Genomic DNA, 19,065 nt, shown 5'->3' on the forward strand with positions numbered 1-19,065 from the left:
GGAAGAGCGGCAATTTTACCAGCCGTGACGGGCCCGAATGGACGTGCCACGGCCCGTGGGGCACCATTTCCGCTGGTTCTTCGACCAAGGACAGTAATGGTTCGCGCATTTCGAGGGTTCTGGCTGGCGGCACTGCTGCTGGCGAGCTTCGCCGCCACGGCGCAGCGCGTCGAGGGCGATCGTGCCGGCGCGCAGGGGCCGTACGAGGCAGAAGTGAGCGTCAACGGGCAGGGCGAGGGCGAGCGCACCACGGGTTTTGCGCGTGCGCTGTCGACGGTGCTCGCCAGGCTGTCGGGCAGCCGCAGCGTGTCCGGGCAGCCGGGCGTGGGACAGGAACTGCGTCGCGCCAAGGACTACGTGAAAGGCTACGACTACCGCCAGGACGAGGGCGTGGGTCCCACCGGCGCCCCCACTTTCGGCACGACCCTGATCGTGCGGTTCGACCAGGAAGAGGTCGACGGCCTCATTGAAACCCTGGGCCTGCCGGTCTGGCCGATGCCTCGGCCGAAGCCGGTCCTGTGGCTCGGCATCGACGACGGCAAGGGTCCGCGCCTGGTGGGCCTGCAGCAGGCCAACGCCGCACGCAGTGCGCTCAATCGCGCGAAAGACCGCGGTTACGCCCTGGGCCTGCCCACGGGCAACGCCGCCGAACAGGCCACCGTGGGCGCGATCTGGCGCGGCGACAGCGCCGCGGTCGCGCGCGCCTCGCTCCGCTATTCGCCGCCGATGCAGTTGATCGGCAAGGTGTACCGCGACGCTGAAGGCTGGAAGGGCGACTGGACCTTCGTCGACAACGGCAAGGTACTGTCGAGCTGGAGCACCACCGACACCGACGCACGCCGCGTGATCGCCACTGGCGCCGACGGCGCGGCCGATGCGCTCACCAAGCGCTACGCCAAGCGCGGCACCGCCGGGCCGCCGGGAACCTACGCAGTCACCTTTACCGGCATCGACAGCAGCGACGACTATATGCGCCTGGCCGGTTACCTCGACAAGCTCGCCATCGTCGGCAAGATCACGCCGCAGCACGCCGCGCCCGACGGCGTGACTTTCTCGCTCGAGCTCACCTCGGGCCTGTCCGGTTTCAGGCGCATGGCCGATCGCGACGGCATCGTCGAGTCGACCGACGGCGACCTGCCCGTGTACCGGTTGCGTTGATGGACTCGCACGCCTCCCTGCACGAAATCGCCAAGTTCCTCCGGCGATTGCAATGGACCGCCATCGCGCTGGGTGCCCTGTGGCTGTTGTGGCTGCTGACGCCGGTGCTGACGCCGTTCGTGCTCGCAGCGATGCTGGGCTGGCTGGGCGATCCGCTGGTCGACCGGCTTGAGCGCAACGGCCGCTCGCGCAATACGGCGGTGATCCTGGTCTTCTCCGCCATGACGCTGGTGGTGGTCCTGGTGCTGGTGCTGCTGGTGCCGCTGATCCAACGCCAGATCGCCACCCTGGTCGCCTCGCTCCCGAGCTACCGGGACTGGCTGCTGCAGGTCGCCATTCCGTGGGTGGAAGCGCGCACCCGGGTGGAGATATCGAACTGGCTGGACTTCAACCACCTGATCGAACTCGTGCGCTCGAACTGGGAGCGTGCCGGCGGCGTCGCCACAACGGTGCTGGGCTATGTGTCGCGTTCGGGTTTCGCCATCCTTGGCCTGTTCGCCAACATCGCGCTGCTGCCGGTGCTGACGTTCTTCTTCCTGCGCGACTGGGACCTGCTGGTGGCGCGCGTCGGCGCGCTGGTTCCGCGCGACCATCTCGAAACCGTCTCGCGGCTTGCGCGCGAATCCAGTGGCGTGCTCGGCGCGTTCCTGCGCGGGCAGTTCCTGGTGATGATCATCCTCGGTGTGATGTACGGGCTGGGACTGTGGGGCGTGGGCCTCGACCTCGGCATCCTGATCGGCATCATCGCCGGCCTGCTCACCTTCGTGCCCTACCTCGGCCCGGCGAGCGGCATCATCCTGGGCTGCATCGCCGCACTGGTGCAGTACGGCGACTGGGAACACATCATCGGTGTGCTGGTGGTGTTCGGCATCGGGCAGGTGATCGAAAGCTATTGGCTCACGCCCAAGCTGGTCGGCGACCGCATTGGCCTGCATCCGGCCGCGGTGATCTTCGCCGTGCTGGCTGGCGGGCAGTTGTTCGGCTTCCTCGGCATGCTGCTGGCGCTGCCGGTGGCGGCGGTGGTCAACGTACTGGTGCGATACGCGGAGCAGCGCTATACGCGCAGCAAGCTCTATGCCGGCGAACAGCCGCCCATGGTGATGATCGATACCTCGCTCACCACGCAGGTGCCCGAGCCCGTGGAGCGCGAGCCGAAGTGAGCCGCACCGTGCAAGGCGTGCCGCAACTGCCGCTGGCGCTGCGTTATCCGCCCGACCAGAGATTCGAGGCGTTCGTGCGTGCCCCCGCGGGCACGCTCGAACAACTGCAGGCGTTGGCGGGTGGGGGAACCGCAGCGGCCGCACGCGATGCGCTGTATGTCAGCGGTGCCGCGGGCGTGGGCAAGACCCACCTCCTGCTCGCGACCTGCGCGGCGGCGGAAGCCGCAGGCCGCCGCGCGGCCTATTTCCCGATGGTCGCGGCGGTGGGACGCCTTCGCGACGCACTGCAGGCGCTGGAAGGCAACGACCTGATCGCGCTGGATGGCCTCGAAGCCATCGCCGGGAACCGCGAAGACGAGATCGCATTGTTCGACGCGCACAACCGCGCACGCGCCGCCGGCGTAGCGCTGGTATACGCGGCGCGCGACATTCCCGATGCCATCGGCCTGACGCTGCCCGACCTGCGTTCGCGCCTCGGCCAGTGCACGCGCATCTCGCTCGCGCCGGTGGACGACGACGGCCGCCGTGAAGTGCTGCAACAACGCGCACAGCGTCGTGGACTGGTGCTGGAAGAGGCCGCGCTGGACTGGCTGCTCAAGCGTGTCGGGCGCGATCTGGGTGGCCTGACGGCGCTGCTCGACAAACTCGATCGCGCATCGCTGGCGGCGCAACGCCGCCTCACGGTGCCGTTCCTGCGCCAGACGCTCGACCTGTAACCGCCGAGCGTTGCTTCCGCGGCGGTCAGTTCGCCGGCGCCGGCTTCAGGTTCACCGACCAGACCACCGACGCGATCTTCCAGCCATCCTGCGTCCGCAGCAGATGCCAGGCTTCCTTGCCGTGATTGGTTTCCTTCCCATTGCTGAGGAAGGCGTAATCGAACACCACGGAGGCGAGGTCGCCGTCCGTATCGATCTTCACGTTGTCGAAGGTTTCCTCGGAGCTGTTCTTGCTCGCGACGATTCCTGCGATGAAGGAATACGGCGTTCGGTTGGCGTCGACCTTGAGCTTCTGTGCCGTGGGTGCTTTTTGCCGGATGCGCTGCAGCGCGGCATCGCTGGTCACCGGTTGCCAGGTGATGTGCTCGTGCAGGAACAGGCGCTCGAACGCGGGCTGGTCGCGGGTGATGATCGCGGTGCGGAAGGCTTCGATCACGGCCGGGATCTGTGTGGTTGCGGCTTCGTCGGCAGCGACGGCAGACGTCGTGCCTGCGGGTTCCGGTGCGGCCTCGACGAAGGCCGGGCACGACACCAGACAGGCGAGGATTAGCGGCAGGTATTTCACGAGGCACTCCGTTGCAGGGAAGGGGTAGTCAGTCGACCGATGAGGCAAGTGCCGCGTCCAGCTGCGCCAGACGCTGCGGCGTGCCGACGTCTGTCCAGCGGCCGCGGTGGTGTTCGCCGTGGATGCGGCCTTCGCCCATATGCGCGCGCAGGATCGGCGCCAGGCGAAACCGTGGCGGCACCTCGTCGACACCGGCGTCGCGGCTGAGCGCGCGCCAGTGATCGAGCAGCTGTGGGCGGTAGATGCCCAGACCGGCGTAGGTAAGGCGTTCCTCGCCGTCGCTGCGCACCAGGCCGTCGGGGTCGAGGGCGAAATCGCCGTGCGTGGCCTGTGGCGGCCGATCGACCATCACCAGGTGGGCCAGACCGGCTGGCTCGCGCGGCAGCTGGCCGAAGTCGTAGTCCGTCCAGACGTCGCCATTGACCAGCAGGAAGGGTTGCTCGCCCAGCAACGGCAGGGCATGCAACATGCCGCCGCCGGTTTCGAGCGGGGTCGGCCCCTCGTAGGAATAGTGCAGGCGCAGGCCCCAGCGTTCGCCGTTGCCCAGTGTGGCGGGGAACTGCTCCGCCAGCCAGCTGGTGTTGATGACGACATCGCGCACGCCGATCGCCGCAAGTTTCTCCAGGTGCCAGGCGATCAACGACTTGCCGCCGGCGACCAGCAGCGGCTTGGGCCTGTGGTTGGTCAATGGCCGCATGCGTTCGCCCAGGCCGGCAGCGAAGATCAGAGCTTTCATGCGGCGGCGCGCTCCATGGCGGGGCGGATGTGCGTGTCGAGCAGTTCGCGCAATGGCGCCAGTTCCGGGTAGCGGGGCAGTACTTCGTCGAGATAGACGATGAAACGCGGCGCATCGGGCAGGTACTTCGCCTTGCCGTCGCGGTAATGCAGTCGCGAGAAGATGCCGAGGATCTTCAGGTGGCGCTGCACGCCGAGCCAGTCGGCATCGCGCAGGAAGCGTTCAAGCGGTGGCACCGGCAACCCGGCCTCGAGCGCGCGCGCGTGGTAGCGCGCGAACCAGCCGTCGACGCGGCCGAGTGGCCAGCTGAGGAACGCATCCTTGAACAGGCTGACCGGGTCGTAGGCGATCGGTCCGACCACGCAGTCCTGGAAGTCGAGCACCGCCGGCCCGTCGGCCACCGGCATGAGATTGCGCGGCATGAAGTCGCGGTGGGTGAGCACACGCGGCTGCGCCAGGGCGTTGTCCATCAGGCGGCGCTGCACCAGTTGCAGCTGCTCGGCTTCACCGCAATCGAGTTCGATGCCGAGGTGGCGGCGCAGGAACCATTCGTCGAACAGCCCGGCGTCGCGTTGCAGCAGCGCTTCGCCGAACTCGCCCATGCCCTGCGGCGGCGCGATCTTCTGCAGTTTCAGCAGTTGGCCGATCGCGGCCTCGAAATGCGCATCGGCGTTATCGGCGGTTATCACCTGCGCCAGCGTCGGGCCGCCGAGGTCCTCCAGCAGCAGGAAGCCGGCGTCGATGTCCTGGACCAGCACGCGCGGCACGCGCACCCCGCCGGCTTCGAGCAGGTCCCGGATGCGCAGCCATGGGCGCACGTCCTCAAGCCCGGGTGGCGAATCCATGACGATCAGGCTGGCGCCCTGCGTGCCTGCATCCGAAGTCGTGGTGCGCCAGTAGCTGCGGAAGCCGGCGTCGACGGATGCGCGCTGCAACTGCAGGCCCGCGTCGCGCGTGGCGGCGCGCGCCCAGGCGAGTCGGGCGATTTCGCGGTCGGTGGAGTCGGTGGCGGTCATGCGGTGCGTCGCGTGGATCGGACGCAAAGAGTACAGCGCCGCGCGACCCGCTCCGCGAGGAGACCGGTTCAACGCATCGCAGTGCGAGGGAAAGTGTGACCACGGCTGCGTAGCCCGGGTATCCGGGCTACGCCGTCACGCCTGCCGGGCTCGTCCGCAGGCGCCGCTGCGAGCGGCTCAGGCCGCGGCTGTCCGGCCTTCCAGCGACGCCAGCCACTCGTCGTCCGAGCCCTCGTTCACGCCTTCGAACAGGAAGGTGGAGAGATAGCGCTCGCCCGTGTCGGGCAGCATCGCCAGCAGGACCGAACCTTCCGGTGCCCGTTCCGCGACCTGCAATGCCGCGGCAACCGTGGCGCCAGCGGAGATGCCGACGAAGATGCCTTCCTCCACGGCGAGGCGGCGCGCCGTATCGCGCGCCAGGACGTCGTCGACCGGCAGGATCTCGTCGGCGATCGTGCGGCTGAGGACCGCGGGCAGGAAGTCCGGCGTCCAGCCCTGGATCTTGTGCGGCTGCCATTCCTTGCCCGACAGCAGGGCGGCGCCGGCGGGTTCGCTGGCGATCACCTTGATGCCCGGGCGCGCCAGCTTCAGCACTTCGCCGGCCCCGGTGATCGTGCCGCCGGTGCCCCAGCCGCTGACGAAATAGTCGAGGCGCTGGCCGGCGAAGTCGCGCAGGATTTCCGGGCCGGTGGTGCTGCGGTGGTAGGCCGGGTTGGCCTCGTTCTCGAACTGGCGTGCGAGGAACCAGCCGTGCTTGTCCGCCAGTTCCTGGGCCCGGCGCACCATGCCGCTGCCGCGTTCCGCGGCGGGGGTGAGGATCACTTTCGCACCGAAGGCGCGCATCAGCTTGCGGCGTTCGATCGAGAAGGTTTCGGTCATCACCGCCACGAACGGATAGCCGCGCGCCGCGGCCACCATCGCCAGGGCGACGCCGGTGTTGCCGGAAGTCGCTTCGATGATCGTCTGGCCCGGCTTGAGCACGCCTTTCTGCTCGGCATCGAGCACGATGGCGAGTGCGAGGCGATCCTTCACGGAACCACCGGGGTTGAATGCTTCGTTCTTGGCGTAGAGCGTGACGTGCTTCGGGGCGATGCGATGCAGCTTCACGATGGGCGTGGAGCCGATGGTGTCGAGGATGCTGTTGTAGATGGTCATGGGGATCTGCGTATTCGGGAAAGGAGTGTGGACGCGGAAGGCGGCGGTCATTCCGTGCAGGAGGCATCAGGCCGCATGAGCGAACCCGCATGCTGCGCCTGCGCCTGTTAAGGGTTCGCTACCGAACCAGTGCAGCGTCGTGGCCAGCGCGGCGACCTCGCCGATGACCAGCAGTGCCGGCGCGCCCACGGAGTGGAAACGTGCCAGCTCCGGCAGATCGGCCAGCGTGCCCAGGACTACGCGTTGCTCCGGTCGCGTGCCGTTTTCGATGATCGCGAACGGCGTGGACGGCGCGCGCCCGTGGGCGATGAGGCGATCGCGGATGTGCCCGAGCCCGGACACGCCCATGTAGAAGGCGAGCGTCTGCTTCTCCTGGGCGAGCGCGACCCAGTCGAATGCGTCGTCGCCGTCCCCGGTGTGCGCGGTGATGAAGCGGACCGACTGCGCGTGTTCGCGATGGGTCATCGGAATGCCGGCATAGGCGCCGCAGGCGATCGCGGCGGTGATGCCGGGCACGACCTCGAAATCGATGCCGTGTTCGCGCAGCACCTCCAGTTCCTCGCCGCCGCGACCGAACACGAAGGGATCGCCGCCCTTGAGGCGCACCACGCGCTTCCTGCGGCGCGCGTGTTCGAGCAGCAAGCGGTGGATGCGCTCCTGCGTGGCGTGGTGGTCGCCGCCGACCTGCTTGCCGACTTCGATGAACTCCGCGTCGCGGCGGGCGAGGGCGAGTACGTCGGCGCTGACGAGGCGGTCGTGCAGGATCACGTCGGCTTCGTTCAATACGCGCAGGGCCCGCAACGTCAGCAGGCCCGGATCGCCCGGCCCCGCGCCGACCAGCGCGACGCTGCCGTGTTCGGGCGCGTGCCGGTGTTCGAGCGCGGCGATCAGTTCACGCTGCGCTCTGGCATGTTCGCCTCGCCGCAGCAGACCCGGGATCGGCCCCTGCAGCACACGATCGAAGAAGCGGCGGCGCGCGGGCAGGTCGGGCAGGCGCGAGCGGATGCGGGCGCGGGCACGGATGAGCAGCTCCGCGAGCGCGCCGACGGATTCGTCCAGCTGGCGCTCCAGTTGCTCGCGCAGGTGTCGCGCCAGCATCGGCGCGCCGCCGCCACTGGAAATCGCGATCTGCACCGGGCCGCGCTCGACCCGGGCGGGGAGGTGGACGGTGGACAGTTCCGCATCGTCGACCACATTGGCCCAGATCCGGCGGACCTCGGCCGCATCGGCGACCGCCTGGTTGACCGCTGCATCGTCGGTCGCGGCCACCACCAGCCACGCGCCATCGAGCCAGGCCGGGTCGAATTCGCCAAGGACACACTTGATCCGCCCTTCGGCAGCCCACTGCGCCAGTTGCGGCTCCAACTGCACCGCGCCGACCCATACCCGCGCCCCGGTCGGCAACAGGGACTGGACCTTGCGCCGGGCCACGGCGCCACCGCCGACCACCAGCACGGCGCGGCCTGCCAGTCTGGTGAACAGCGGGAAGAGGGGAGGCGCGGACATGGCAGGCGGGGGCAATCGAGGCGGTTCTGCAACCTAGCGTTGTGGGTGAGGCCGCGGAAATGACCCCCGGCTGTGGCTTCATGCCCCCAGGGCATGACGGGCGCTGGACAGCGCGTCCGGGTACCGGCTAATGTTCATCCATTCATCCGCATAAAGAGATACGAAAATGAAATCTACCCCGATGTGTACCTGGCGCCGCTCGTCTGCCTCCGTAATCCCGGCCGGAACCCCCGCCCCGCAACCTGATCGACCGTCGACGCCGCCATGACCCTCACGCAACTCCGCTATTTCGCCGCCATCGCCGATTCCGGCCTCAACATCACCCAAGCCGCCGAACGCGTGCACGCCACGCAGCCCGGCCTGTCCAAGCAGCTCAAGCAGCTCGAGGACGAACTCGGTTTCCTGCTGTTCGCACGCAAGGGCCGCAGCCTCGAAAGCATCACCCCCGCCGGCGTCCAGGTGCTCGCGCATGCGCGCCGCCTGCTCGCCGAAGCCGCCAACATCCGTTCCTACGCCGCCAACCAGCGCCGTGACGGCCATGGTCGCCTCGTCCTCGCCACCACGCATACGCAGGCGCGCTTCGTGTTGCCGCCCGCGATCTCGCAACTCAAACAGGCCTATCCGCGCGTCAGCGTGCACCTGCTGCCGAGTTCGGAAGGCGAGGTGCTGGAACTGCTCGCGCGCGGCGAATCCGATTTCGCCCTGATCAGCACCGCGGGCGAAGCGCCCGCCGGCGGCATTGCCGTCCCCTTGTTCCGTTGGAAGCGCGTGGTGCTGGTGCAGCGTGCGCACGCCTTCGCGCGCAATCACATCGTGCCGACGCTGGCCCAACTGGCTACGCAACCGCTGGTCAGTTACGAGTCGTCGGTGCGCCCGGAGTCGTCGCTGCGCCGCGCGTTCGCCGAAACCGGCCTGGAGCCGCAACTGGCGATGACCGCGAGCGATGCCGACCTGATCAAGACCTACGTGCGCGCCGGTCTCGGCGTGGGCCTGCTCGCCGAGATGGCGGTGAACGAGCGCGAGGACACCGACCTGGTCGCCTTGCCGGCGCCGGCGGCGATCCCCGAATGCATCGCCTGGGCCGTGCTGCCACGCGAGCGCGTTCTCCGCGACTACACGATTGAACTGCTGCATGCGCTGGCACCGCAGATCGACCAGCGCGATCTGCAGCGCGTCCTCGCCGGCAATCAGGAGCCAGACTGGCCGGAACCGCCGAGCTGGTCGGAACTGAGCGAGACACTCAAGCAGGTCGCGTGATTCTCCGCACTAGCGGGGAGAAGGCGGTGCGCAATTCCTTCTCCCGCTTGCGGGAGAAGGTGGTGCGAAGCACCGGATGAGGGGCGCCGGCGCCCGTCGTCCTTACACCGCGATGAAGCGTCGAGTGCATGCCGTTTACGCACTCGATATCCCTTGGTAGCAGAGCCTCTGATAGCTCCGGCTTGCCCTCACCCGGCTGCGCCACCCTCTCCCCGCAAGCGGGGAGAGGGAACAGCAAGCGGGGAGAGGGAACAGCAAGAACAGCGAAAAATCATGCCGCCTGGCTATTGCCCCAATCGTCGTGCAGGCCGCATTCGCGCTTGAGTCCGAAGAACCGCGTGTCCTCCTCGCTCATCCCGGCTTCCAGCCGCCGTGTCGTATGCACGTCGCCGATCGAGACATAGCCTTCGTGCCACAGCGGGTGATAGGGCAGGTCGTGCCGCTGCAGGTAGTTCCATACATCGCGGTCGCTCCAGTCCGCCAACGGATGCAGCTTCCAGCGTCCGTCGTGCAACTGCAGGAACGGCGTGTCCGCGCGGCTGCGCGACTGCGAGCGACGGATGCCGGAGATCCACGTCCGCGCCCCCAGCTCGCGCAACGCGCGCTGCATCGGTTCGACCTTGCGCAGGCGGTTGTAGCGATCCAGGCCCTCCAGACCCTGTTCCCACAGCTTGCCGAAGCGCGCTTCCATCCATGCGATGCCGATCTGCGGCCGATAGACCTTGAGGTCGAGCGCAAGGCGCTCGGTCAGTTCGTCGACGAAGCGATAGGTTTCGGGAAACAGATAGCCCGTGTCGATCAGGATCACCGGGATGTCCGGCTTCTGCCGCGACACCATGTGCAGCGACACTGCCGCCTGCGCACCGAAGCTCGACGACAGGGCGTGGCCGCCGGCGAGATTCGCCAGGCCCCAGGCCACGCGCTCCTGCGCCGGTTGCGCGGCCAGCCAGAGGTTGAGTTGGTCCAGCGCACGCGGCGACTCGGCGGCAGTGATGGGGTCGGGAGGGCTCATGCGACCAGCTCCAGTGGCAGTGACTTGCTGGCGACGACACCCGTGCGGACGAGAAAGTCGCCGAAGTATTCGCCGCTCTCGCGGCCGGAGGTGTATTGCGCTAGCAGTGGGTCGAGCGCGGCGAGGATCGCCGCCTCGTCGATGTTTTCGCGATACAGCGTGTTGAGCCGCTCGCCGCGGTGGTCCGCGCCGAGCATCAGGTTGTAGCGGCCCGGGGCCTTGCCAACGAGCGCGATCTCACCCAGGTAGGGACGCGAGCAGCCGTTGGGGCAGCCGCTGATGCGCAGGTTGATCGGGGTGTCGCGCAGGCCGTGCGCTTCCAGCAGCGCTTCGAAGCGGGTCAGGAAATCCGGCAGGTAGCGTTCGGCTTCCGCCATCGCCAGACCGCAGGTCGGCAGGGCGACGCAGGCGATCGCGTTGAGGCGCACCGGTGTGGCGCGCGTGTGTTCGCCCAGGCCATGCGAGGCGACGATCGAATCGATGTGCCAACGCTGGTCCGCCGGAATGTTGGCGATCACCAGGTTCTGGTTCGCCGTCATCCGGAATTCCGGCCTTGAGGCCGCGGGCGCGGGCTCGCTACCCTCGACCTGCAGCAGCGTCGTGGCCACTTCGCGCAGCCCGGTCAGATGCGGCTTTTCGCGATCCCAGATGCGCCCCGCGACGATGCGCAGCGTCAGATGCCACAGGCCGTCGTCGCCCTGCAGCCAGCCGAAGCGATCGCCGTTGTGCACGAAGGCGAAGCGCCGCGCCGGGGGGAGGGAGAAACCGGCGCGACGCTCCACTTCAGCCTTGAAGGCATCCAGCCCGCGATCGTCGATCGTGTACTTCAGCCGCGCGCGCTTGCGCACGATGCGGTTGCCCCAATCGCGCTGCGTGGTGATCACGGCTTCGGCGATGGCATCGAGCTGGTCGGGAGTGATGAAGCCGATCACGTTGGCCAGGCGCGGATAGGTTTCCGCGTCGCCATGCGTCGCTCCCATGCCGCCGCCGACGGTCACGTTGTAGCCGGCGACGGCCCCGTCTTCGATGATGGCGATGAAGCCAAGATCCTGCGCGAATACGTCGACGTCGTTGTACGGCGGAATGGCGAAGCCGATCTTGAACTTGCGCGGCAGGTAGGTCTCGCCGTAGATGCGCTCCTCTTCCTCGCCGCTGCCGGCGACGCGCTCCTCGTCGAGCCAGATCTCGTAATAGGCGCGGGTATTTGGCAGCAAGTGGTTCGACAGCGCCGCGGCTTGCGTATGCACGAGGGCGTGCGCCGCGGATTCGTGCGGGTTGGCCGCCACGGCGATATTGCGGGTGACGTCGCCGCAGGCCGCCAGGGTGTCGATCAATGCGGCGTTGATCGCCTGCATCGTCGCCTTGAGTTCGCGCTTGATCACGCCGTGGAACTGGAACGCCTGTCGCGTGGTGATGCGCAGCCCGCGTTCGGCATAGGTCGTGGCGATGCGATCGAGCTTGAGCCATTGTTCCGGCGTCACCACGCCGCCGGGCGTGCGGGTGCGGATCATGAAGCTGTGGGCGGGTTCCAGCTTCTGCAGGCGGCGTTCCTCGCGGACGTCGCGGTCGTCCTGCTGGTAACTGCCGTGGTACTTGATCAACGTCTGGTCGTCGTCGGCGAGCGCGCCTGTGACCGGGTTGGCGAGCGACTCCAGCAGCGTGCCGCGCAGGCGTGCACTGGATTTCTTGATGTCTTCGACGGAATGGTTGCTCATTGATCGGATCTCGTAGCCCGGGTAAGGCCGCAGGCCGGAGCTATCCCGGGTGCGCTGCGCTTACCCGGGCTACGTACGGCGAAGGAAGTCGTGCGCATCAGTACACGTCCCGTGCATAGCGCCCTTGCGCCTGCAGGTCGTTCAGGTAATCGGAGGCGTCGTCGGCCGACTTGCCGCCGTGCGTGGCGATGATCTCGACCAGCGCGGCGTGCACGTCCCTGGCCATGCGCGTGGCATCGCCGCAGACGTACAGGTGCGCTCCGCCCTGCAGCCAGTCGAAGACGTCGCGTCCGCGTTCGCGCAGGCAGTCCTGCACGTAGACCTTGTGCGGCTGGTCGCGCGAGAAGGCGAGGTCGAGGCGATGCAGTTCGCCGCGCCTGAGCGCCTCCTGCCATTCCAGCTGGTAGAGGAAGTCGCTGCGCGCATGCGGGTTGCCGAAGAACAGCCAGTTGCGGCCGCTCGCGCCGGCGACCGCGCGCTCCTGCATGAAGCCGCGGAACGGCGCGACGCCAGTGCCCGGACCGACCAGGATGACGTCGCGCGCACCATCCTTCGGCAAACGGAAGCGCTCGTTGGATTCGATGAAAACGGGAATTTTTTCGCCTTCGGCCGCGCGGGCGAGGAAGCTGGACGCCGCGCCCCAGCGCCGGCTGTCATCGGCTCCACTGCCGTCGACGTCGTATTCGACATGGGCGACGGTCAGGTGCGCTTCCTCGCCCACGGCCCTTGCGCTAGACGCGATCGAATACAGGCGTGGCACCAGTGGACGCAGGGCGGCGACAAACTCCTCGGCGCTCCATGCGCCCGGATAACCACGCAACAGGTCGATGATCTGCTGTTGGGCCAGCAACCGCGCGAAATCGGCGGCACGCTCCGGGCGGAGCAGGGCGTTGAGCTCATCGCTCCCTGCATGCGCGGCATGGGCTGCCACGAACGGCCGCGACAGACGGGTGAGTTCGCGCTTGCCCGACAACCATTCGCGCAACGGCAGCGTCTCCCCGCCGTAGCTGACGGTCTGGTCGCCGTCGAGCGCAAACGCCGACAGTACGGCGTCGACCAGCGGCGGTGGATTCACCGGCCAGATGCCGAGCGCATCGCCGGCTTCGTAATGCAGGCCCGAACCTTCCAACGACAACTCGATATGGCGGATGTCTTTGTCGCTACCGCGGCCGCTTATGCGTTGGTTGACCAGCAGTTCGGCCGGGTAGGGGGTGTCGCGGGTATGCAGGTTCGCCGCGGTGGCCTGCGGACGCAGCGGCGTGACCGTGGCCAAGGGCGGCTGCGGTTTCATTGCCTCCCTGGCCGCGGCCAGCGCGTTCGCGAGCCACGGTGTAGCGACGCTGTCGATGTCGAGATCGGCCTCGCCAAGCGCGAACCAGCGCTTCGCGCCGAGTTCGGACAGGCGCTCGTCGAGGCGGCGGCCGATCGCGCAGAACTGCGGATAGCTTGAATCACCCAGCGCCAGCACGGCGTACTGGAGTCCAGGCAGCTGCGGCGCGCGCTTGCCGGTGATGTAGTCGAAGAAGCCGCGCGCGTCGTCCGGTGGGTCGCCGTCGCCCTGCGTGCTGATCACGATGACGAGGTGGCGCTCGTTCTTCAGCTCGCGCGTTGGATAGGCGTCGGCGCGAACCAGGCGTGCGCCCAGCCCCGCGGCTTCGACCTGCAGCGCGAGTTTCTCGGCGATGCGCCGTGCGTTGCCGGTCTGGCTGCCGTACACGATGGTCAGCTGCACCGCGACCTGCGTCGTGGGCATGGCCAGTGCCGTCTGCCGTGTCGCTGGCAGGACCTGCGTGCGCGCAAGTCCGGCCGCATAGCCGGACAACCACCACAGCCCGGCGCCATCCAATCCGCCGGTCAGCTGCTCGAGCAACGCGGCCTGCTCCGGCGAAAGCACGGAGGGGAACGCGGGGATGCTGCTGAAGGCGGCGGGTGCGGCGGACATCGTGCGGCTCGATGGAAGTCGATGCCGCAAGGCTAGGTATGCGGGCGCGCTGCAGGAAAGGACTTGCAGCTATGCGCTTATGCCGAGCCCGCATTTCGGACGCGCAGCATGGCGCCGATACTGCCGTCCCGAATCGGGTCCGGCTCCAGCCGGGCACGCCGCCCCGTTTTGAGTCACGATTGGCTCACTTGAGCGCTACTTCCAGCCAATGCCCCTGCCGTCCGTGAGTCCTCCCGTCCTGCCTCCGCCTGCCCTCAGCCACCTCGACCGCCTCGAAGCCGAGAGCATCCATATCCTGCGTGAGGTTGCGGCCGGGTTCCGCAACCCGGTGATGATGTATTCGGTCGGCAAGGACAGCTCGGTGCTGTTGCACCTGCTCGGCAAGGCCTTTGCGCCTGGCCGGCCGCCGATTCCGTTGTTGCATGTCGACACCGGTTGGAAGTTCCGCGAGATGATCGCCTTCCGCGATCGCCGCGCCGCGGAAACCGGCAACACCCTGCACGTGCACACCAATCCCGAAGGCGTGGCGCAGGGCATAGGCCCGATCAGTCACGGCGCCACCGTGCACACCGACGTGATGAAGACGCAGGCGCTGAAACAGGCGCTGGACAAGTTCGGCTTCGATGCCGCCATCGGCGGAGCACGTCGCGACGAGGAGAAGTCGCGCGCCAAGGAACGCATCTTCTCGTTCCGTAACGAACAGCACCGCTGGGATCCGAAGAACCAGCGTCCCGAGTTGTGGAGCCTGTACAACACGCGCATCCACAAGGGCGAATCGGTCCGCGTCTTCCCGATTTCCAACTGGACCGAACTGGACGTCTGGCTCTACATCTACCGCGAGAAGATTCCGGTGCCGTCGTTGTACTTCGCCGCGCAACGCCCGGTGGTCGAACGCGATGGCGCGTTGATCCTGGTGGACGACGAACGCCTGCCGCTGCGCGCTGGCGAAACGCCGGTGACCAGGCAGGTGCGTTTCCGCACGCTCGGCTGCTACCCGCTCACCGGCGCGATCGAGTCCGACGCCGACACCCTGGAAAAGATCATTGCCGAGATGCTGGTCGCGACCACCTCGGAGCGGCAGGGTCGGGTGATCGACCACGACCCGTCGGCGTCGATGGAGAAGAAGAAGCAGGAGGGCTACTTCTGATGGCCGCCGCGAACGTACATGCTGGCCAGGGCGGCGCCGCGGCCGCCGTCGCCGCCTACCTGCACCAGCACGAAACCAAGGGCCTGTTGCGCTTCATCACCTGTGGCAGCGTCGACGATGGCAAGAGCACGCTGATCGGCCGCCTGCTGTACGAGAGCAAGGGCCTATTCGAGGACCAGCTCGCCGCGCTCGACAAGGACAGCCGCCGCCACGGCACGCAGGGCGACAACATCGACTATGCGCTGCTGATGGATGGTCTTGCCGCCGAGCGCGAGCAGGGCATCACCATCGACGTCGCCTACCGCTTCTTCAGCACGGACAAGCGCAAGTTCATCGTCGCCGATTGCCCCGGCCACGAGCAGTACACCCGCAACATGGCCACCGGTGCCTCCACGGCCGAAGTGGCCGTGGTGCTGGTCGACGCACGCAAGGGCCTGCTGACGCAGACGCGGCGCCACAGCTACATCGTTTCGCTGCTCGGCATCCGCCACGTGGTGCTGGCGGTCAACAAGATGGACCTGGTCGGGTACGACCAGTCCGTCTTCGACGAGATCGTGGCGGGTTACCGCGAACTGGCGGCGCAACTGGGCATCGCCCATGTCACCGCGATTCCGCTGTCGGCGTTGCAGGGCGACAACCTGCTGCAACGTTCGCCGAACACCCCGTGGTACCGGGGCACGAGCCTGCTCGAATACCTCGAAACCGTCGAGGTCGCCGCGCATGGCGGCGCGATCGGCTTCCGCCTGCCGGTGCAGTGGGTCAACCGGCCCAACCAGGACTTCCGCGGTTTCGCCGGCACGGTTGCGGCGGGCGTGGTCCGGCCGGGCGATGAGATCGTGGCGTTGCCCTCGGGCCGGCGCTCGAAGGTGGCGCGCGTACTGGGCGCCCAGGGCGATGTCGAATCCGCCATTGCCGGGCAGTCGATCACGCTCACGCTGGCCGACGAACTCGACATCAGTCGCGGCGACGTGATCGCGGCCGGAAACCAGCCTCCACAGGTCTCCGACCAGTTCGCCGCGCACCTGTTGTGGATGGGCGAACACAGCCTGCTGCCGGGTCGTCCGTACTGGCTCAAGATCGGCACGCGCACGGTCAGTGCCAGCGTCACCGAGATCAAGCACAAGGTCGACGTCAACACACAGGACCAGCTGGCCGCCAAGCACCTGGAGCTCAACGAGGTGGGTTACTGCAACCTCTACCTCGACCACGCGATCGCGTTCGAAGCCTATGCCGACAACCGCGAGCTCGGCGGCTTCATCCTGATCGATCGCCAGACCAATGCCACCGTCGCCGCCGGCACGATCGATTTCGCCCTGCGCCGCGCCGGCAACATCCACTGGCAACACGTCGACGTCGACAAGGCCGCGCGCGCGCGCAGCAAGGCGCAGGTGCCGCGCTGCGCGTGGTTCACCGGCTTGTCGGGGTCGGGCAAGTCGACAGTCGCGAACCTGGTCGAGAAGCGCCTGCATGCGATGGGGCACCATTGCTACATCCTCGACGGCGACAACGTGCGCCATGGGCTCAACAAGGACCTGGGCTTCACCGACGAGGACCGCGTCGAGAACATCCGCCGCGTCGCCGAGGTGGCCAGGCTCATGGTCGACGCCGGCCTGATCGTGCTGGTGAGCTTCATCTCCCCGTTCCGCGCCGAACGCCGCATGGCGCGCGAGATGTTCGACGCTGGCGAGTTCGTCGAAGTGTTCGTCGACACGCCGCTGGCGGTTGCCGAACGGCGCGACGTGAAAGGGCTCTACGCGAAGGCGCGGGCGGGACGGATCCCCAACTTCACCGGCATCGATTCGCCGTACGAGGCGCCCGAGCATGCCGAGCTCGTGCTCGATACCGTGCACGAAACGCCGGAAACACTGGCAGAGCAGGTGATCGCGCGCCTGCTGGGATGATCCTGCGGCATGGCGACGCCCAAAACAAAACCCCGGCAATTGCCGGGGTTTTGTTTTGCATCCATGCGGCTGTGGTCACGCGGCCCTGGGGGTCTTCCTGCGGATGGCTTCGTAGAGGAAGAGCAGGATGATGGCTGCGCCGATCGCGCAAGCCCAGACCATCAGCGTGCTGGTCAGGTTGAGCATGGCGGCCAGCTGGCTGCCGGCGTAGGCGCCGGCGATACCGAGCAGGATGGTGAGGATCCAGCCCATCGGGTCCGCGCCGGGCTTCAGGAAGCGGGCGAGGATGCCAATGACTGCGCCGCCGATGATGTAACCAATGACGCCTTCGAACATGGATGTGCTCCTGTTGAATCGTTGGTTGGTGTGGGGCGCGGCCATCCTAACAGCCGCTTGGGGGTGGCACGCTGCGGTGCAGCGTAGGCCTGGACAGGGCAGCCGGCGGACTCCGGCCAACAAAAAAGCCCGGCCAAAGCCGGGCTTTTTCGCAAGACGCCACCAGGATCAGCAGCAGCCGTGGCCTCCATGGTGCTCGCCACCGGCCACCGCCGCCACGCCCCGGGTTTCTCCGCGCTGGCTGGCCAGGTGGTGATCGGCGATCACTCGCGACACCGATGCGGTGACGCGCTTGCCCATCGGGATGTGCAGGAATTCGTTCGGGCCATGTGCATTCGAGTGCGGGCCGAGCACGCCGGTGATCATGAACTGCGCGCCTGGGAACTTCTCACCGAGCATGCCCATGAACGGAATCGTGCCGCCTTCGCCCATGTACATCGCCGGTGCGCCGAAGAACTCCTGGCTCGCGGTGTCGATCGCCTTGGACAGCCACGGCGACATTGCCGGCGCGTTCCAGCCGGTGCTGGCCTTTTCCAGTTCCATCGTGACCTGCGCACCGTTGGGCGGATTGGCTTCCAACGTCTGCTTGAGCAGGTCGCCTGCCTTCTTGCCTTCCAGCGTCGGGGGCAGGCGCAGCGACAGCTTCACCGCGGTGAAGGGACGCAGCACGTTGCCGGCGGACGACAGCGGCGGCATGCCGTCCACGCCGGTCACCGACAGGGCGGGCCGCCAGGTGCGGTTGAGCACGAGTTCGCTCAGGTCATCGGCGGAACCCTCGTTGAACATCGGCTTCAGGCCTTTGACCAGCGGGAATTTGTCGAAGATCGCGGTATCGAGCACACGCGCGGCTTCCTTCGCCTGTGCGAGGCGTTCGGCCGGCACTTCCACGTGCAGGCCTTCGAGCAGGATGCGCCCGGTTTTTTCGTCCTCGATGCGCGACAGCAGCTGGCGGATCAGGCGGAAACTCGAAGGCACGATGCCGGAGGCGTCGCCCGAGTGCACCCCTTCTTCCAGCACCTTCACCGTGAAGTTGCCGCCGGCCAGGCCGCGCAGCGACGTAGTGCACCACAGTTGTTCGTAGTTGCCGCAGCCGGAGTCCAGGCACACGACGAGCGAGGGCTTGCCGATGCGATCAGCGAGGTGGTCGACATAGGCGGGCAAGTCGTAGCTGCCGGACTCCTCGCACGCTTCGATCAACACGACGCAGCGGGAATGGGCGATGCCCTGTTCCTGCAGCGCCATGATCGCGGTGAGCGAACCGAAGATCGCATAGCCGTCGTCCGCACCGCCGCGGCCGTACAGGCGATCGCCCTTGATCACCGGCTTCCACGGGCCGAGGTCGTCGTCCCAACCGGTCATCTCCGGCTGCTTGTCGAGATGGCCGTAGAGGATCACGCAGTCGTCGTTGCTGCCGCCGTTGGCGGCCGGGATGTCGATGAACATCAGCGGGGTGCGGCCTTCCAGGCGCACGACTTCCAGCTGCATGCCGGCAACGGTCTGCGCGCGCGCCCACTTCTCCATCAGTGCGACCGCCGCATCCATGTAGCCGTGCTTCACCCAGTCCGCATCGAACATCGGCGACTTGTTGGGGATGCGGATGTATTCGACGAGTTGCGGAACAATTTCGTTGTCCCACTTGGCGGACACGAACTGCTCGATCTTGCGGCTATCCATGGAAGTTCCCGGCTTGCGGGCTCTGGAAAGCCCTGGAATTGAGATTGCGGAGGACGGGGAGTTTAGCGC

The 19,065-nt window shown here is 67.4% G+C and carries 16 protein-coding genes; 6 read left to right on the plus strand and 10 right to left on the minus strand.

Translation table 11 applies throughout. From position 1 onward, the window contains the following. Nucleotides 1–96 precede the first annotated feature (96 nt). Genes ACXJJ9_RS02180 through hda form a run of 3 tightly spaced genes read left to right on the plus strand, consistent with a single transcriptional unit; the run spans nucleotide 97 to nucleotide 3,034 of the window. Entirely contained in the window at nucleotides 97–1,158 is a 1,062-nt protein-coding gene (locus ACXJJ9_RS02180) for a DUF2066 domain-containing protein (protein WP_457095631.1), read from the plus strand. Next, nucleotides 1,158–2,318: an AI-2E family transporter gene (locus ACXJJ9_RS02185; RefSeq protein WP_457095632.1), complete on the plus strand. Its 1,161-nt coding sequence runs from the start codon at nucleotides 1,158–1,160 to the stop codon at nucleotides 2,316–2,318. The genes ACXJJ9_RS02180 and ACXJJ9_RS02185 overlap by 1 nt, the downstream gene beginning before the upstream one ends. Beyond that, nucleotides 2,315–3,034 (plus strand): DnaA regulatory inactivator Hda, encoded by a 720-nt coding sequence (gene hda, locus ACXJJ9_RS02190; RefSeq protein WP_457095633.1) that lies wholly within the window; start codon nucleotides 2,315–2,317, stop codon nucleotides 3,032–3,034. The genes ACXJJ9_RS02185 and hda overlap by 4 nt, the downstream gene beginning before the upstream one ends. Before the next feature lie 25 nt (nucleotides 3,035–3,059). On the opposite strand, the gene ACXJJ9_RS02195 is transcribed toward hda, so the two are convergent. The 5 genes from ACXJJ9_RS02195 to cysG form a co-directional block, all read right to left on the minus strand. Beyond that, nucleotides 3,060–3,599, minus strand: a complete 540-nt coding sequence (locus ACXJJ9_RS02195; protein WP_457095634.1) for a nuclear transport factor 2 family protein — start codon at nucleotides 3,597–3,599, stop codon at nucleotides 3,060–3,062. A 28-nt stretch (nucleotides 3,600–3,627) separates the two neighbouring features. Beyond that, nucleotides 3,628–4,335 carry an N-acetylmuramate alpha-1-phosphate uridylyltransferase MurU gene (murU, locus tag ACXJJ9_RS02200; RefSeq protein WP_457095635.1) on the minus strand — a complete coding sequence of 236 codons (708 nt, stop codon included), beginning with the start codon at nucleotides 4,333–4,335 and terminating at the stop codon, nucleotides 3,628–3,630. Further along, the gene (locus tag ACXJJ9_RS02205; RefSeq protein ID WP_457095636.1) at nucleotides 4,332–5,351 is read right to left on the minus strand and encodes an aminoglycoside phosphotransferase family protein; all 1,020 of its coding nucleotides are present in this window, start codon (nucleotides 5,349–5,351) and stop codon (nucleotides 4,332–4,334) included. Before ACXJJ9_RS02205 ends, murU begins: the two co-directional genes overlap by 4 nt. Nucleotides 5,352–5,528: 177 nt before the next feature. Beyond that, nucleotides 5,529–6,506: a cysteine synthase A gene (gene cysK, locus ACXJJ9_RS02210; protein ID WP_457095637.1), complete on the minus strand. Its 978-nt coding sequence runs from the start codon at nucleotides 6,504–6,506 to the stop codon at nucleotides 5,529–5,531. Nucleotides 6,507–6,572: 66 nt separating this feature from the next. Beyond that, a complete protein-coding gene (cysG, locus tag ACXJJ9_RS02215; RefSeq protein WP_457095638.1) occupies nucleotides 6,573–8,012 on the minus strand; it encodes a siroheme synthase CysG in 1,440 nt (479 codons plus the stop codon). A 264-nt stretch (nucleotides 8,013–8,276) separates the two neighbouring features. Here cysG and ACXJJ9_RS02220 point away from each other — a divergent pair, with 264 nt between their 5' ends. Then, nucleotides 8,277–9,269 (plus strand): LysR family transcriptional regulator, encoded by a 993-nt coding sequence (locus ACXJJ9_RS02220; RefSeq protein WP_457095639.1) that lies wholly within the window; start codon nucleotides 8,277–8,279, stop codon nucleotides 9,267–9,269. Nucleotides 9,270–9,540: 271 nt separating this feature from the next. Here ACXJJ9_RS02220 and ACXJJ9_RS02225 read toward each other — a convergent pair whose 3' ends face one another. The 3 genes from ACXJJ9_RS02225 to ACXJJ9_RS02235 form a co-directional block, all read right to left on the minus strand. Then, nucleotides 9,541–10,281, minus strand: a complete 741-nt coding sequence (locus tag ACXJJ9_RS02225) for a phosphoadenylyl-sulfate reductase (RefSeq protein ID WP_457095640.1) — start codon at nucleotides 10,279–10,281, stop codon at nucleotides 9,541–9,543. Beyond that, entirely contained in the window at nucleotides 10,278–11,996 is a 1,719-nt protein-coding gene (gene cysI, locus ACXJJ9_RS02230) for an assimilatory sulfite reductase (NADPH) hemoprotein subunit (RefSeq protein ID WP_457095641.1), read from the minus strand. Before cysI ends, ACXJJ9_RS02225 begins: the two co-directional genes overlap by 4 nt. Before the next feature lie 97 nt (nucleotides 11,997–12,093). Next, nucleotides 12,094–13,938: an assimilatory sulfite reductase (NADPH) flavoprotein subunit gene (locus ACXJJ9_RS02235; protein WP_457095642.1), complete on the minus strand. Its 1,845-nt coding sequence runs from the start codon at nucleotides 13,936–13,938 to the stop codon at nucleotides 12,094–12,096. A 238-nt stretch (nucleotides 13,939–14,176) separates the two neighbouring features. Between ACXJJ9_RS02235 and cysD the strand changes: the two genes are divergently transcribed. Together cysD and cysN are read left to right on the plus strand one after the other, a co-directional pair. Then, entirely contained in the window at nucleotides 14,177–15,085 is a 909-nt protein-coding gene (cysD, locus tag ACXJJ9_RS02240) for a sulfate adenylyltransferase subunit CysD (RefSeq protein WP_457096142.1), read from the plus strand. Beyond that, nucleotides 15,085–16,986 carry a sulfate adenylyltransferase subunit CysN gene (cysN, locus tag ACXJJ9_RS02245; RefSeq protein ID WP_457095643.1) on the plus strand — a complete coding sequence of 634 codons (1,902 nt, stop codon included), beginning with the start codon at nucleotides 15,085–15,087 and terminating at the stop codon, nucleotides 16,984–16,986. The genes cysD and cysN overlap by 1 nt, the downstream gene beginning before the upstream one ends. Before the next feature lie 75 nt (nucleotides 16,987–17,061). Here the strand turns inward: cysN and ACXJJ9_RS02250 are convergent, their stop codons facing one another. Both ACXJJ9_RS02250 and ACXJJ9_RS02255 read right to left on the minus strand, forming a co-directional pair. After that, nucleotides 17,062–17,322: a GlsB/YeaQ/YmgE family stress response membrane protein gene (locus tag ACXJJ9_RS02250; RefSeq protein ID WP_457095644.1), complete on the minus strand. Its 261-nt coding sequence runs from the start codon at nucleotides 17,320–17,322 to the stop codon at nucleotides 17,062–17,064. 168 nt (nucleotides 17,323–17,490) lie between these two features. Further along, on the minus strand, nucleotides 17,491–18,996 hold the full coding sequence (locus ACXJJ9_RS02255; RefSeq protein WP_457095645.1) for a M20 family metallopeptidase: 1,506 nt from the start codon (nucleotides 18,994–18,996) through the stop codon (nucleotides 17,491–17,493). Nucleotides 18,997–19,065 lie beyond the last annotated feature (69 nt).

This window comes from Lysobacter sp. P5_B9, assembly GCF_054049835.1.